This window comes from Geosporobacter subterraneus DSM 17957 (assembly GCF_900142145.1).
In the GTDB taxonomy this organism is placed as follows: Bacteria; Bacillota; Clostridia; order Peptostreptococcales; family Thermotaleaceae; genus Geosporobacter; species Geosporobacter subterraneus.
In genome coordinates, this window is the sequence record NZ_FQZV01000015.1 from 70,223 (window position 1) to 85,010 (window position 14,788).

Sequence of the window (14,788 nt, forward strand, 5' to 3'; positions counted from 1 at the left end):
ACCCACATCCTCCTTTACTCTTCATCATCAATCCTATATTCTATATCATCGATGATCTTATCTTTACTAAATTCTTTACTATAGGGATTTTCTATATAATAATCTAATTCGTCAGAGATCTTTGATAAGATATAACCTATAATGACAGCATCATCGATAAGACCAAATGCTAGAAACACAGGAACCGGTAGGAGATCAAAAGGGTTGATGACATAAGCCAGCCCAATAAAAACCATTATCTTTTTCCATATAGATATATTCTGGTCCTTGATGAATTTTGGAAGAACACCGACACGCTTTATAAACCTAGTGCCAGACTTTAGCATACCTTTTTTATTGCGGGATTGTCTTTGTATGATCATCGCCCCCTTCCATGCACTACTTTCTATTCTAATGGATAGTATATACGCTTTCAACCTTTTTTATCATTAGCACAAGAAGCATCCGCCGACAGTATAGATTTTGTATTTTTTGTACAGCAAAAAAAGAAGCACCTTTAGGAAGATGCTTCTCCTTTGTTATGGGATTTCCCCAAATATGCCTCTTGAATAGACGGATCCTTCGATAAATCCTTTGCTTTACCTTCTTTAATGATTTTTCCCTGCTCCAATACATAGGCTTTATCTGCAATCGATAAGGCCTTATAAGCGTTTTGTTCTACCAACAGGATGGTTTTATTCATTTTCTTGATATCTTCAATAATCTCAAAAATGGTTTTTACTAAAAGCGGTGCCAGTCCCAGGGAGGGCTCATCTAAAAGTATCAAATCCGGGTTACTCATCAACCCTCTACCCATTGCTAACATCTGCTGTTCACCACCGCTTAAGGTACCAGCCATCTGATGCATTCTTTCCTCTAACCTTGGAAACAAGTGATACACATTTTTTAAATCCTTAGCAATTTCCTCTTTATCCTTACGAAGATATGCTCCCATAATTAAATTGTCCTTTACGGTTAGGTTCGCAAAAATCAATCGTCCCTCGGGAACCTGTGAAATACCTGCCTCAACTATTTTATAAGGAGCAGCAGGCAGATTGTTACCCCTATATTTTATATTTCCTTCTTTAGGTTTAATGACACCGGATATTGCATTAAGCAGTGTGGATTTTCCGGCTCCATTGGCTCCGATGATTGAAACAATTTGTCCTTCCTGTACTTCGATATCAATCCCTCTTAGGGCATGAATACCTCCGTAATAAACATTTAAATTCTCTACTTTTAGCAATTCACTTCCTCCTCCCCAAGATAAGCCTCAATTACCTTTGGATTTGCCTGAATTTCTTGGGCAGTTCCTTCGGCAAGTTTTCTGCCAAAGTTGAGTACAGCTATTTTGTCACATAAACCCATAATTAAATCCATATGGTGTTCAATCACTACTACTGTTAAATTAAACTGTTCACGGATTTGTCGGATTAACTCCATCAGTTTTATCGTCTCGTCCGGATTCATTCCTGCGGCAGGTTCATCTAAAAGCAGCATTTTGGGATTCAGGGCTAAAGCTCTTGCGATCTCCAGTCTGCGCTGTAAGCCATAAGGAAGATTGGAAGCTATGATATCCTTTCGGTCCTTCAATTCCATAATCTCCATCAGTTTATCCGCCTGATCGCCAAGCTTTTTTTCCTCTTTTTTATACTTGGGAGTCCGAACGACAGCATCCAGTATGCTGTAGCTTGCATTATAATGGCAGGCAGTCAGTATGTTCTCATATGCCGTAAGTTTTTTAAAAAGCCTTATATTCTGAAATGTTCTTGTAATACCTATATCTGCAATCTGATAAGGCTGCAGCTGATCAATGGGATGATCCTGAAAAATAATTTCACCTTCTGTCACCTTATAAATACCTGTAATGAGATTAAAGATTGTGGTTTTCCCAGCTCCGTTTGGGCCAATGAGTCCAAATATAGAATCTTTCTCCACTTGTATGTCTACGTTGCCTACTGCCGTTAGACCGCCAAATTGTTTTGTGACATTTCTCATTTCCAGAATAATCATGACTGATCTCCCCCTATTGATGTTTTTTCGTTCGCCTTAAGACCAATCCGAGAGAAGAAATTCTTGATATTCTTAAAAGTTAACTCGTATCCGCCCATCAATCCTTGTGGTCTGGTAATCATGATAAATATAACTGCAAGTCCATATACAACCAACCTCCATTTTGCAAAGCTTCTTAATAGCTCTGGCAATGCAGTCAATACGATAGCCCCCAAGGCACTGCCGGAAATACTGCCTAATCCTCCGAAAATCACCATAATCGTCAATTCAGTTGATTTTGCCATTTGAAACATTTTAGGCTGTAAGAATCCTAAATAATGGGCCAGCATACCTCCTGCAACCCCAGCATACATGGCGCTAACAGCTAAGGAAATCATTCTATACCTAAATACGTTGATACCGATAATTTGGGAAGCCATCTCTTCTTCCCGGATCGCAATAAAATTTCGTCCGTGTCTTGATCGAATTAGATTTGCCATCACAATTATGGCAATGATATTAATCACGATAACATTACCAAGGGTAGTTTTTAAGGGTATTCCCGGCCAGCCCCTTGCACCCCCGAAATATTGTACGTTATCTAAAATCAATCGTATAGCTTCCCCCAATCCTAGGGTAGCAATACAGAAGTAATCCCCCTTTAGATTCAGGGTCAGTCTTCCAATAAGCAAGCTTATGAGAGCTGCAGCAACCCCGCCAACCAATAGGGCAAGTATAAAGGGCATTTTAAAATTAACCGTCATCATTGCTGTAATGTAAGCACCGACGGCCATAAAGCCCGCATGACCAAAAGAAAAGAGCCCCGTAAAACCCGTCAGAAGCGAAAGCCCTAAGACTGCCAAAAGATAAATACCCGATAGAATCAAAATTCCCTGTATATAAAACCAATCCATTCTGCCACCTCCTATGCCTTGTCTTCAGTCATTTTGCCCATAAGACCCATAGGGCGGACAATAAGTATGAATATTAATAATGCAAAGGCAATCAGATCTCTATATTGGGAAGATAAATATCCAGAGGTAAAGGTTTCAATGATACCCAATAACACCGAGCCGACCACTGCTCCTTGAAGGCTTCCCAATCCGCCAAACACCGCAGCAATGAAGGATTTTATTGTGATAAATCCGATTTGAGGATATACGGTATACTTCATGCCGAAAAGTACACCAGCTATCCCACCTAACAGTCCACCCAATCCAAATACGATAAAGATTATTCTGTCTGTGTTAACACCCATCAGTGCACTGGCCCGCATATTATAGGCAGTGGCTCGGATAGCCATTCCAATTTTTGTCCTCTCAATAATATAGACGAGTAAAGCTAAACTAACACCGGATATTATAAACATCATCATATCCAGTCGTCCAATGGATAGGGTCCCAAAACTATAGGGCTGTGGGGATAAGATTCGGGGATAGGTTTTGAAAGTAGGGCCAATGGTTGCAATGACAATGTTTTCTAAAAATATCGATGCACCCATTGCCGATATGATAAAGTATAAAAAGGGCGCATTACGTTTTCTCAAAGGTCTATAGGCAATCCGTTCAATAATCAAAGCCAATGCACCTGCACCTAAGGCGGCAAGGACAAAAGCCGCTGCAAAAGGAAGCTTATAGAGAGTTAATAGAAAAAAACCAAAATATGAACCCAGCATAATTACACCACCATGAGCGAAATTACTAAAGTTCATGATACTATAAACGAGAGAATAGCCTACTGCCATCAATGCATAAACACTGCCGATTGACAAGCCGTTGATGATTTGTTGCATAAAAGCAGACATATAAAGTCCTCCTTCATTATGCCCTTTATTATAGAAGAGAGGGGGAGCCCTCTCTTCTATAACTATTTAGCAGAGTATTTTTGTTGGAAAACGTATTCTCCATTCACAATCTTGATAATGGCAGCATCCTTACCTTCTGGATTGTGGGTATCCTTACTGATTGTGATTTGACCTGTAATTCCTTTTACGCTGGCAGTTTCAAGATTATCTCTTATAGCCACAGGATCTAGACTGTTTGCACTATTTACAGCTGCCTCTAACAGCTTTACTGCATCATATGCTAAGTATCCATTTAGCTCTACCGGTGTATTGTACTTTGCACGGTAAGCCGCTTTGAAGTCCTGCACTTCAGGATCTTCGAAATCCAGGTGGTTTACAAAATAGCTGCCTTCAACAGAATCCTTTGCCATTTCCAATAAAACATCAGATGGCCACCCATCTCCACCCATTAATACAGCATCAATACCCAGTTCTCTTGCTTGATTTGCACTTAAAGCAACTTCTTTAAAGAAGTATGGCATAAAAATCACATCTGGTTTAGCTTCTTTAATTTTACTTAACTGTGGTCTAAAATCTACGTCCCCAAACTTAAAGGCTTCCTTGGCTACAATCTGTCCGCCCTTTTCTACAAAATACTTTTCAAAGAACTCTGTCAATCCCTGAGAATAATCATCTGCAACATCATAGAGAATTGCAGCTTTGTCAAATCCAAGGACTTCTGATGCATAGCCCGCTGCAACAGCTCCCTGATATGGGTCGATAAAGCATACTCTAAAATTGAAAGGCTTAACCTTTCCATCAACAACTGTAACCTTTGGGTTCGTTGCAACAGTAGCGATATCAGAAACTTTCATTTCCTCCAGTACTGAAGATATGGCAATAGCCTGACCGCTGGCATTCGGACCGATAATCGCAACAACCTTATCCTGCGCAGTTAAACGTTTTACTGCATTGACTGCCTCCGTTGCATCTCCACGGGTGTCATATCCAATAACCTCTACCTGCTTACCTAACAATCCACCCTTAGCATTGATTTCTTCAAACATCATTTTTACGGTATTCAGCTCACATTGTCCCCATACTGCCTGGTCGCCGGACAAAGAACCAATCCAGCCAACCTTGACAACTTCTTGAGCAGGTTCAGTTCCTGCAGCAGGCGCATTTTGAGTTTTCGGAACACAACCTACAAGAACTAAAGTAAAGATCAAAAAAGCTACGAATAATAAATAACCAGTTTTCTTTTTCATCTTTCTCCCCCTTAAATTGTTTTATGATATGCTTTAGGATAAAGCTTATCCCCCTCCCACCTATTTTATTGTCCTACCTATGTAAATAGGCACCGGAAATAATTAATTTTTTGTAACATTTTCTTCTTCCCTTTATTATAAATCTTTTTGATTTTATTTGGTACTCTATAATAATCTTCATATGTAAAAATGTTTTTATATTTAGAATTTTCAATACATTTTTCAAAAAAAAAGATAGAGAAAAAATTCTCTATCTTTGGTTTGCAGGTTCGGCATTTATCTTTTTTCCTTTGATCCTCATCTTATTTAGTTTCTTTACCAGCTTAGCTGCATGACTTTTAGGAACCTCTACAAAAGCATATTTGTCAAACAAATCGATGGTACCAACTTCTCGTCCCGATATGCCGCCTTCATTGGCAACGGCACCTAGGATATCCGCAGCCCTTACACGATCCCTTTTGCCAATATTGATAAATATTCTGGCTTTATCGGATTCTGTTGCTCCCGTATCTTCGAACAAATCTTCGCTTTGTTCGACTAAACCGGTACGTTCTTTCTCCATAATGATTTTTGCTAGAGCAGCTGCAACTTCAATAGAACTGTATTCTTCAGATAATGCTTCCGTAAGTGAGATATAAGGTGTTAGATGTCCGGCTTCAATAGTAGATACAATTCTCTTTTTAAATAGCTCTCTTTGTCTCTCTGCTAAATCATTTACCGATGGAATAGGTTTACGGCGAATTTTGGATTTTGTAAACCGTTCAATACTCTTCAATAGTCCAATCTGTCTGCCGGTAACAAAGGTGTAGGTTACTCCCGCTTTACCTGCTCTACCAGTTCTTCCAATACGGTGCACATAATACTCCAAATCCTCCGGGATATCGTAATTGATCACAATATGGACATTATTTACATCTAAGCCCCTTGCAGCTACATCTGTTGCAACCAATAGATCTACCGTACCTTCTCTAAACTTTTTCATAACCCGGTCCCGCTGGCTTTGCTTTAAATCTCCATGGAGACCCTCTGAAAAATAGCCCCTGCTCTGAAGGCTCTCAACCAGTTCATCCACACCTTTTTTCGTTCTGCAGAAAATAATGGTCAGACCCTCTTTTTCCATATCCAGCAATCTCGTTAAAACCTCCAGCTTTTCATGGGGCCTAACCTCATAATAATATTGCTCTATCTGAGGAACCGTCAAAACCTCATGAACTACCTTAATTTTCTTTGGGTTTTTTTGATAATTCTGTGCTAAACTTTCAATCTCTTTTGGCATTGTGGCTGAAAACAACAAAGTTTGTCTATCCTCTGGGGTCTCCTGCAAAATTCTTTCAATATCCTCTAAGAACCCCATGTCCAGCATTTGATCCGCTTCATCCAGTACAACCGTATGCACATGATTTAATTTTATGGTTTTTCGGTTAATATGATCGATCATTCTACCCGGTGTACCTACAATAATTTGTACCCCAGCTTTTAATGCCTTGATTTGCCGCTCAATAGGCTGGCCCCCATAGATAGCCAAAGTTTTTACTCCCGATAGATACTTTGAAAATTTGCTTATTTCATCGGCTACCTGTACAGCTAATTCTCTGGTAGGCGTTAAGATTATGGCTTGTGGTCCTTTAACCTCTGGAGAAATTTTTTGAATAACAGGCATACTAAAGGCTGCTGTCTTACCTGTACCCGTCTGTGCCTGACCGATAATATCCTTTCCTTCCATTACTGCCGGCATAGCAGCCTTCTGGATCGGTGTGGGTTCCTCATAACCTAGGGCATTAATAGCCTTTAAAATTTCCGGCATAAGACCTAGTTCTTTAAAAGTAATGTTGTTCATGTTTTTATCAACTCTCCAATTCTTTATTCTTGCTGAAACACAGCTTTTATAGTCTCATCTAGCAAAAAACAATCAGCTTATATGAATTATTATTTTCATTGGATTTCTTTTTATCCCTTTTCTAGTACAAGCCATCATAAAAATAGCCACAATATCATATAATGTACCAGTACACTTAATGAGTAAATCCACTGGAGGGCTCCGCATGCTGCCGATTTACACAAAAAACAAGGGAAGAGAAACCTTCCCTATTACAGAAAAAATTAATGCATCTAAGTTAATGAATTTTGTCAAAGCCTTACAAGATATTACCAGATATAAATTTCATTGTCAAGTTTATACGAAAAATATAGGTAACATTTGGTCCTTTAAATATACAGCGCTAAATAAGATCCTGATTACGATCAGCTTCCATGATGATTTCCACGAAGACGATTCTTATATTTATATTCAGGATTTCATTTTTCCAAAAAGCTGTAGGGAAAAGAAAATAGACCAAAAAGCTTTAAGGCTTTTCCTTCAATACTTTCAATCCCTAAATTTTGACAGGATTCGTTTCCGTCTAGACAAAGAAGACAATAGAATACTATGTCAGCATTTTCCTTTTAAGCAAACACATTCAGAGGAAGCATCTATGTCTCTGAAGACAGTTTTCATCCCCCACAATGCCGATAGCAGCTTTTAGTATAATAGTATTCCCAGGGAAATATCGATTTTTAAAAAACTATTCCTGTTATTCATGGGAAACTAATACTTTTTCAATTAATCCCTCATTCATTTTTACCACCCTAATCCGTGCACTTGAAACTACATATTCTGCCCCTTCATAAATGGGCTTACAGGTTGTAAGGGATAGATGCGCTACAACTCCCCCTATTGTATTGCCTAAGTTGACAGGTATGTTAACTCCGATGGCACTGTTGGCTTCTTCAATGGGTGTTGCGGCAGAAAAAACCTGGCCGCTTCTTTCATTAAAAGTTTCACGTATAAATAAATATTTTCTAATGGCGAAAACTGCTGCAATCGCACCTACTCCCATCAAAAAGTCCATCATGCTGTTGCTGTAAATCAACATCTTTCTTGCGATTGCATACAATACTACTTCAAGTACACTCCCAGTTGTATGCAATACCAGCATGATGACCAGCTCTACCCCTACAACCAGAAGTAATACATGCCCAAGAAACTTCTGAAATACATCATAGGTTTCAAATGTATTGGTATGAAAGACTAGACCTAAGTACTTTACCAGGTCGATCATTCCGATAATGATTGCTAAAGTAATAAAAGCAGCCAGCAGGATCTCTAGATAGTAGGTTAATTTTAAAATCCGCCCTTTAAACCGATTAATTTTCATGATTTCCCTCCCACCTTTTCAAAGTATTATTTGAAATTAGATTTAAAAATACTTAAATGGTAATTCTCCATCTATTTTTTTATTGCAATTTTTATGCCATAATCTTTTTATGGAATATATTTACTTAAATATGTGTATTTACAGCTTTTTCAGGTAAATGTCAAAAGGAGAACCTTTATGAAAAGGTTCTCCTATGCTATAAATGTCCTATTATAATACACATGCATCCTTATATATTGTCCTACAGCGTCCTATTATAATACATTAGTTCCATTTTGGGTCACCCGGATGTTATACTTTTCTAGTTTCCTATATAAGGAGCTTCTGCTGATGCCTAAGGTCTTGGCAGTTTTTGCAACATTGCCCTCTAGCTGCTGTAAGGTATCCATGATGGTTATCCTTTCCACCTCATCAAGGGTTAACAGACTTTTCATAGCTTTTCCCCCATGGATTTCCTTTGAAACACTAAAGGAAGAGGGTATATGCTGAGGCCCCAGTACTTCACCGTCATTAACAAAGTTCATGATCTGCTGCAGAACATTTTGCAGTTCCCTGACATTTCCGGGCCAATCATGACTTTTGAGGACCTGATAAAAGTTGCTGCTGATTCCAGGGATTTCTTTGTAGAAGGTTTTACTAAACTTTTCTATAAAATAATCGATAAGGAGCTTTAAGTCTTCTTTTCGTTCTCTTAATGATGGGATTCTGATAGGCGTTACATTTAATCGGTAATATAAATCCTGCCTGAAGTTACCCTTCTCCACTTCATTTTTTAGATCTTTGTGGGTGGCGGCTATGACCCGAACATTCACCGGGATCACATTATGTCCTCCAACTCTTACTACTTCCCTAGTCTCAAGCACACGGAGCAAACTTACCTGTGCATCTAGAGGCATGTCCCCGATTTCATCCAAAAAAATAGTACCTCCGTCAGCTAACTCAAATTTGCCTGGGTGCCCACCTCGCTTTGCCCCTGTAAAAGCACCTTCTACATAACCAAATAACTCACTGGCTACCAGTTCTCGAGGGATTGCTCCACAGTTTATAAAAATAAATGGGCCCTTCCTTCTGCCACTGGAATTGTGAATAGCCTGTGCAAAAAGCTCTTTCCCCGTTCCACTTTCTCCCTGCAGCAAAACAGTTGAATTGTTTCGGGCTGCCATCATCCCAATTCGTTTAGCCTCGATGATCTGGGTATTATCCCCTAATATATCCTCAAACACAAACCTAGCCTCAGCACCAACAATTTTATTAATCAAGTTATGGACTTTTTTCAACTCCCTAAAGGTCATAACAATTCCCTCAACCCGATGATTAATCTGATCCTTGATTGGTGTAATGGTAGAAATGCAAAAAATAGTTTTTCCCGTTTTTGTCTTAAGATGTATCTCCTCTTCAATAAGACCAAATCCAGTTTCTAGTACATTCATGATTTTCTTTTCACTATCCTTTGCAAGAATCAATGATAGAGAGTTTCCTATAACTTGTTTTTCAGTTACATTTAACATTTTTCGTGCCATTAAATTTATATCTGTTATATTGCCTTCATTGTTTATGGAAATCAGGCCATCGGATATCGATTCCATAATTGCATGAAAATGTTGATTCGCCAACATTAGTTGGCGGTTCATACTGTTAAACTTTAGTTGATTCTCAATGGCTTCACATGCAGCAACAACCATCCCCAATGTATGAGGATGTACCTTTTCATGAGATCCTGTAAGGCTTAAAATACCTATCACTTTTCCTTTGACGTTTCGTATAGGTGCTGCGGAGGAAGTCCAACCGTGATATTGTCTGCAATAATGCTCAGCAGCAAAGACCTGAATAGCCTCTCCAATAACTAAAGCTGTTCCAATAGCATTTGTACCGATTACATCTTCACGGGCACAACAGCCGGGAGTTATGTTCAGGTTTCCATGTTTTTGAACCAAGTCTTCGTCAGCGATGGAAGATAAGATATACCCTTCGGCATCCGCAAGCCTTACGATCAAACCTGAACTCCCGACTAGTTTATATAAACTGCTGATGAATGGTTTAACAGTCTCTAGAAAATCATGATATTGTTTAAGTTTTTGCGACAGTTCCTCATCTGTCAGCTTAACCTCAATAATCCTCGTATGGGGATTTATATGATAGGATCGGCTTCTCACCCAAGAATCTGCTATAACACTCCGAATTAAATCTCTTTCCAGGATATTTCTCTCAGTAAAAGCTCTCCATGCAGCATAAAATCCGTGGTTTTTATGGAGCATTTCTTGATTAGGCATAAATGCACCTCCAATAGGCTTTGCATAAACATTCTTCCTAGAGTATATTTTATATGATTAACCCTTTATACTGCAACAAATATGTCCTATAATGTTACATTTTCCAATTATACTGCAGTTTTTGGCGTTTCACTTACCACAAAGAAAGGGATAGCAGCAAAGTTAACTTGCTTGCTATCCCTTTTCTTCTATACCTATTTCCGCGGCGGAAACAAAAACCCCCTTCTTCTTCGGTTAAAATAACTCTCTATTTGTTCAATTCTCTCCTCTAATTCAGTAAGTTTTTCCAATATTTCTGCCAGATTCTCCTGTTCAATATTCTCACGGCTTAATTCAACAAAAGGTTGATCTTGGTTTTCTGTAGCATTCAATATCTCATCAGCCTCCTCTTCTCTTTTTTTTTTGCTAACAAGGGGTATTTCTACAGCCTTTTCTATAGGTCCAAATCCGAGGAAAGTAAAATCAGGAAAGTCCTTTCCGTAGGAAAAATTCAACTGATAGGCACGATCAATGATTCTAGGGTTTATGGAATATTTGTAGCGGACAAAGACACCCTCTTTTGATTCCCCCCATTGATAGGGCACGCTCCATGTTAAGCCATTATCCTCTGAATAGCTGCTGGCTACATAGTCATACTCTGTCCATACATTCCAAATCCTATGGTTAAACAGGATTAAAGTAGGATAAGAGCAGTTTCCCGGATTAGATAATTCATTTTCTGAATGCTTAACCACTTTGTTTCCTATCAGCTTATATCTTTCGTGTTTTACCACTAGATTTCCATCTATATACTCGCTGTAAGTAAGATGCAGCTCCTCTTCATCTAATAGCAAAAAGTCTAAGTATAATTTATCATTTAATCCACTGGTTAGCTGCAGTGTATCCTTCCATCCATCAACTGATCCATCGAATCTTTTCAAAAATATTTGTTCTGTCCCGTTGAGCAAATTATAATATCCAAGAATTAATCCCTGCCCGCTGCGAATAACCTGAAAAGGATTCAACAATACCTTAACCCGGATATCTCCCAGTTCAGTGTTGATCCACTCTTCTTCCATTTGATACAAAGAGCAAATACGGTATACTTTGTTGCTCTCAGCAGAAGGCAGACAATAGACTATATTCAATCCATTTTCCCAGGCGATAACATTTAAGTTATAAACATTTATACCTTCTGAATCCAATAAAACTTGATCCTCCCATATTCCTGACCGATAAGTAAACAGCAGCAGCTTTCCTTCTTTTTGTTGACAAATAAGATAAATGGTGTCGTTTTTATCAATTTCTACATCAAACTCTGGTATACATCCTTCCACTAAAATCTCCTTCTCCATTTTCTTTGTATACTTATAAAAACAAGCATAAATGATTTTTTCATTGTCCCAACGGAAGCTGTGTATGTTGCCTGCTTGGTCCGTAACCAGTACATTTTTTTGATTTGCAAAGGGCATAGCTTCACCTTCCTATCAAAATTGTTTTTGCACAGTTGTTCTTTAAAGTAACACTTTAAAAAATAAGACATATTATGATATTGCAGTAGACAAATATTTTTTCACTTCACTCTAATCCTATGAATGCCTGGCAAAAGTTATGCTATATTCGTACAAGAAGAGTAGCAGAAATTTATAGACAGAATATACTAAAATTAGAAAGGGTAGTCTTAATATCATAAAAAGGAGGAAAATTTATGGCAAATACAAATAAGCCACTATACAGTCTTGCACTTCCTGATAAATGCTGTACTGCTGAAACAGGATGCTTCTTTGACGGTTCCTTAAGAAATGTCGTTTCTGAGCCAATATATGTACAAAAGGTATATGATGCTGCACTATTTAACTTACAAGGATTAACAACAGTTACCGGCCAGCCTTTCACACCTGTGTTGGGTGCAGGAGCTAGAATTCTTAGGATTTTAGATGTCCGCTGCAGAAAATTCTTTAATCCTGCAAATATCAATGACCCAAGAAATTTGGTCGCTACTCCTACAACAACTGTAGCAGGTGCAGAATTTGTTCAAGACGGCTGCGGTAGACCAGTAACTGTCATCGGACCTGATGGGACTGCTTCAGAAAATCTATTATTTGTAGATACAGAAGAATGCGATGAATTAGGAAAGGGCACCCCTATATTTGGCACACAAAGCATTGAAATAACAGGTAATGTAATCGTTGAAATTGATGCAGTCATAGCTGATCACAAAAAGTGCGAAAAAACTGTCACCTTATCGGCAAATGTCCCCATTGCTAAAGAAGGGGCACCCCTTGTTTTGACAAACTTTTTTGAATTGTGTATTCCCTCAGTTTTTGACACTGCCTTCTTACCACGTTTTACTGAGTTTTGCAATATCTCCTGTGAATCAAGACTCGCTACAAACAGCATCATGAGAGATATCATGATTGATCCAAATACAGGGGCTGTAAGAGTCAATTTAATTATTGCTCTCTGCGTAACCTGCGAAAAGAAAATTGTAGTTCCTGTACAGCTTTGCGTTCTTTCAACAGGATTCCCAGTATTACAAGCAGATGTATCCCCAATTTGCACAACCTTCCCGCAATTGTTCCCTGATCAAATAGATAAAAAGCGCCCATGCCCACCGAGAAAATGGAGCGAGGAGGGCTTAGAGGCAAGCGCAGAAGGAACAGTAGAAGAAGCATCTCTCGAATAAATAAAAGAAGAGATTCCTCTCATGGAATCTCTTTTTTTATTTATACTTATCCTTCATCAATTCCGATACAAATACAATTTTTATTCCTTTTTTCTCTAGCTCAGGAATCATTTCTTTAATCATTTTTGCAGTATTACTGCCTCCTAAGGGACCTACGTGTCCAATTCCGATGGCATACCCCCTTTTTAAAGCACTATAGGCTAAAAGATTTATCTGTCTCTTGATCGTTTCCGGTGACTTCTCATTATCAAGAAAAACCGACATTTCAATTACCGGTACTTCATGCTTTCGTGCAATTTCTGATATTACGGATTTGGGCGTTGTTTTACTGTCTACTATATACTTATTCTTCGTCTTTAAGACGCTAATTACTGCTTCTACAACTCTTCTGTCGCTGCTGGCTAACACACCCATATGATTATTTGCACCTACTGCATGGGGTACATCTTTAAATGCATCCACAACAAAACTTTTAATTTCTTCGTCCGTTTGGGACGTTTTTATAGCCCCGGCAGCCAGCCCCCTCATACTGTTTTTTCGGGTCTCCATAGGAAGATGAATGATTACCTCATAGCCTTTTTTATGGGCGTTTTCTGCGTCCCTCTTTGAATACTTCATAAAGGGCATCACTGCAAAGGTCACCGGCCGATCAATGGTCATCATCTCCGCCGTGCCTTCACCGTTATTGCCAAAATCATCAATTAGAAAGGCTACCTTCGCCCTATACTTTTTATCCTCCTCTACACGAAATAATCTTGCTCCTCCTTGGATTTTCCCATATTCCTTTATTTCTTCTAGTATTTCTGCTTCTTCAACAGAATCAATGATTCTCGCCAATTGTATGCTAATTCGCATAAAATAATCCAGTATTAAGTATGTAAAAACAACTAAAAGGAAGAGTCCAATCCCTACTATTAATTTTTTACGCTTCACCAGTTACACCCCTTTATAATCAGGTTCTATCAAAGTATATTATAAATGGAGCTTGTATTATGAAACACCTGCAAAGATTCTCAGATTATAAATATTTTGAAAATAAATTAAAACACTACCCATTATCTCTACATGTCTCATAAACTACCTTACAAGTAAAAAAGATGTATTTGAGGTCATTGGAAATCCTTCTTTCAAACACGGACATTATTATGTGTATTTAACAAATTGTTTATATAAAATTATTTGAAAAATCAATCCTAAGGACCGAGTCACATATTTATAGATCTACGCCAATATCATAGGCGTCAACTTAACCCATAATTTGTCATCCTGAGCGGAGTAAAACGGAGTCGAAGGATCTTTAAGCTAGATGATATATTCTGATAATCAAAAGTAATCCTGAATTATTCATCATAATTTATCCAGCATTGCTTCGTGCCGCATAGTTACAGTAGTTTTGCATTATTATTGGTTTCACTTAAAAAGTGAAACCAATACAATAGAAAAAGAGTTTCAACTTTGTTAAAATGAAGTCACCGCAACTAACATTTCACAAAGGAGAAACCCTTATGTCTAGTCTAAATGCACTTCACTCAGAAAGCAACAGTAAAATTAAAATTAATTTCGCAGGAGGGGATTTATCCTCCGATTCTGGCCTACTTCTGATTAAGGAATTCGCCCATAAGCTTGGTTTTCCTAAA

The 14,788-nt window shown here is 38.3% G+C and carries 13 protein-coding genes; 2 read left to right on the forward strand and 11 right to left on the reverse strand.

Going from position 1 to position 14,788, the window contains the following annotated elements; genetic code table 11:
* Positions 1–14: 14 nt before the first annotated feature.
* The 7 genes from BUB56_RS06850 to BUB56_RS06880 form a co-directional block, all read right to left on the reverse strand.
* Positions 15–362 carry a YkvA family protein gene (locus BUB56_RS06850; RefSeq protein WP_110940633.1) on the reverse strand — a complete coding sequence of 116 codons (348 nt, stop codon included), beginning with the start codon at positions 360–362 and terminating at the stop codon, positions 15–17.
* Positions 363–496: 134 nt separating this feature from the next.
* Complete coding sequence (locus tag BUB56_RS06855) at positions 497–1,225, reverse strand: ABC transporter ATP-binding protein (protein ID WP_110940634.1); 729 nt, start codon at positions 1,223–1,225, stop codon at positions 497–499.
* A complete protein-coding gene (locus BUB56_RS06860; protein ID WP_110940635.1) occupies positions 1,219–1,992 on the reverse strand; it encodes an ABC transporter ATP-binding protein in 774 nt (257 codons plus the stop codon). The genes BUB56_RS06855 and BUB56_RS06860 overlap by 7 nt, the downstream gene beginning before the upstream one ends.
* Positions 1,989–2,885 (reverse strand): branched-chain amino acid ABC transporter permease, encoded by an 897-nt coding sequence (locus tag BUB56_RS06865; RefSeq protein WP_110940636.1) that lies wholly within the window; start codon positions 2,883–2,885, stop codon positions 1,989–1,991. The genes BUB56_RS06860 and BUB56_RS06865 overlap by 4 nt, the downstream gene beginning before the upstream one ends.
* Positions 2,886–2,896: 11 nt before the next feature.
* Complete coding sequence (locus BUB56_RS06870; RefSeq protein ID WP_110940637.1) at positions 2,897–3,775, reverse strand: branched-chain amino acid ABC transporter permease; 879 nt, start codon at positions 3,773–3,775, stop codon at positions 2,897–2,899.
* A gap of 62 nt (positions 3,776–3,837) precedes the next feature.
* Positions 3,838–5,022, reverse strand: a complete 1,185-nt coding sequence (locus tag BUB56_RS06875; protein ID WP_110940638.1) for an ABC transporter substrate-binding protein — start codon at positions 5,020–5,022, stop codon at positions 3,838–3,840.
* 250 nt (positions 5,023–5,272) lie between these two features.
* Entirely contained in the window at positions 5,273–6,859 is a 1,587-nt protein-coding gene (locus BUB56_RS06880) for a DEAD/DEAH box helicase (protein ID WP_110940639.1), read from the reverse strand.
* 205 nt (positions 6,860–7,064) lie between these two features.
* On the opposite strand from BUB56_RS06880, the gene BUB56_RS06885 reads away from it, so the two are divergent.
* The gene (locus tag BUB56_RS06885) at positions 7,065–7,544 is read left to right on the forward strand and encodes a hypothetical protein (protein ID WP_110940640.1); all 480 of its coding nucleotides are present in this window, start codon (positions 7,065–7,067) and stop codon (positions 7,542–7,544) included.
* A 48-nt stretch (positions 7,545–7,592) separates the two neighbouring features.
* On the opposite strand, the gene BUB56_RS06890 is transcribed toward BUB56_RS06885, so the two are convergent.
* The 3 genes from BUB56_RS06890 to BUB56_RS06900 form a co-directional block, all read right to left on the reverse strand.
* Positions 7,593–8,216, reverse strand: coding sequence for a phosphate-starvation-inducible PsiE family protein (locus BUB56_RS06890; RefSeq protein ID WP_110940641.1), 624 nt, complete (start codon positions 8,214–8,216; stop codon positions 7,593–7,595).
* Positions 8,217–8,470: 254 nt separating this feature from the next.
* The gene (locus tag BUB56_RS06895) at positions 8,471–10,486 is read right to left on the reverse strand and encodes a sigma-54-dependent Fis family transcriptional regulator (RefSeq protein WP_110940642.1); all 2,016 of its coding nucleotides are present in this window, start codon (positions 10,484–10,486) and stop codon (positions 8,471–8,473) included.
* 194 nt (positions 10,487–10,680) lie between these two features.
* Positions 10,681–11,937, reverse strand: a complete 1,257-nt coding sequence (locus BUB56_RS06900; protein ID WP_110940643.1) for a hypothetical protein — start codon at positions 11,935–11,937, stop codon at positions 10,681–10,683.
* A 236-nt stretch (positions 11,938–12,173) separates the two neighbouring features.
* On the opposite strand from BUB56_RS06900, the gene BUB56_RS06905 reads away from it, so the two are divergent.
* The gene (locus tag BUB56_RS06905) at positions 12,174–13,151 is read left to right on the forward strand and encodes a hypothetical protein (protein ID WP_190014273.1); all 978 of its coding nucleotides are present in this window, start codon (positions 12,174–12,176) and stop codon (positions 13,149–13,151) included.
* Between the two features lie 36 nt (positions 13,152–13,187).
* Here the strand turns inward: BUB56_RS06905 and BUB56_RS06910 are convergent, their stop codons facing one another.
* Complete coding sequence (locus tag BUB56_RS06910) at positions 13,188–14,084, reverse strand: divergent polysaccharide deacetylase family protein (protein ID WP_110940644.1); 897 nt, start codon at positions 14,082–14,084, stop codon at positions 13,188–13,190.
* Between the last annotated feature and the right edge of the window lie 704 nt (positions 14,085–14,788).

Coding starts and splice junctions, on each gene's coding strand:
- BUB56_RS06850 (WP_110940633.1), bottom strand. CDS start 362: ATGATCATACAAAGACAATCCCGCAATAAAAAAGGTATGCTAAAGTCT.
- BUB56_RS06860 (WP_110940635.1), bottom strand. CDS start 1,992: ATGATTATTCTGGAAATGAGAAATGTCACAAAACAATTTGGCGGTCTA.
- BUB56_RS06865 (WP_110940636.1), bottom strand. CDS start 2,885: ATGGATTGGTTTTATATACAGGGAATTTTGATTCTATCGGGTATTTAT.
- BUB56_RS06870 (WP_110940637.1), bottom strand. CDS start 3,775: ATGTCTGCTTTTATGCAACAAATCATCAACGGCTTGTCAATCGGCAGT.
- BUB56_RS06875 (WP_110940638.1), bottom strand. CDS start 5,022: ATGAAAAAGAAAACTGGTTATTTATTATTCGTAGCTTTTTTGATCTTT.
- BUB56_RS06880 (WP_110940639.1), bottom strand. CDS start 6,859: ATGAACAACATTACTTTTAAAGAACTAGGTCTTATGCCGGAAATTTTA.
- BUB56_RS06885 (WP_110940640.1), top strand. CDS start 7,065: ATGCTGCCGATTTACACAAAAAACAAGGGAAGAGAAACCTTCCCTATT.
- BUB56_RS06890 (WP_110940641.1), bottom strand. CDS start 8,216: ATGAAAATTAATCGGTTTAAAGGGCGGATTTTAAAATTAACCTACTAT.
- BUB56_RS06895 (WP_110940642.1), bottom strand. CDS start 10,486: ATGCCTAATCAAGAAATGCTCCATAAAAACCACGGATTTTATGCTGCA.
- BUB56_RS06900 (WP_110940643.1), bottom strand. CDS start 11,937: ATGCCCTTTGCAAATCAAAAAAATGTACTGGTTACGGACCAAGCAGGC.
- BUB56_RS06905 (WP_190014273.1), top strand. CDS start 12,174: ATGGCAAATACAAATAAGCCACTATACAGTCTTGCACTTCCTGATAAA.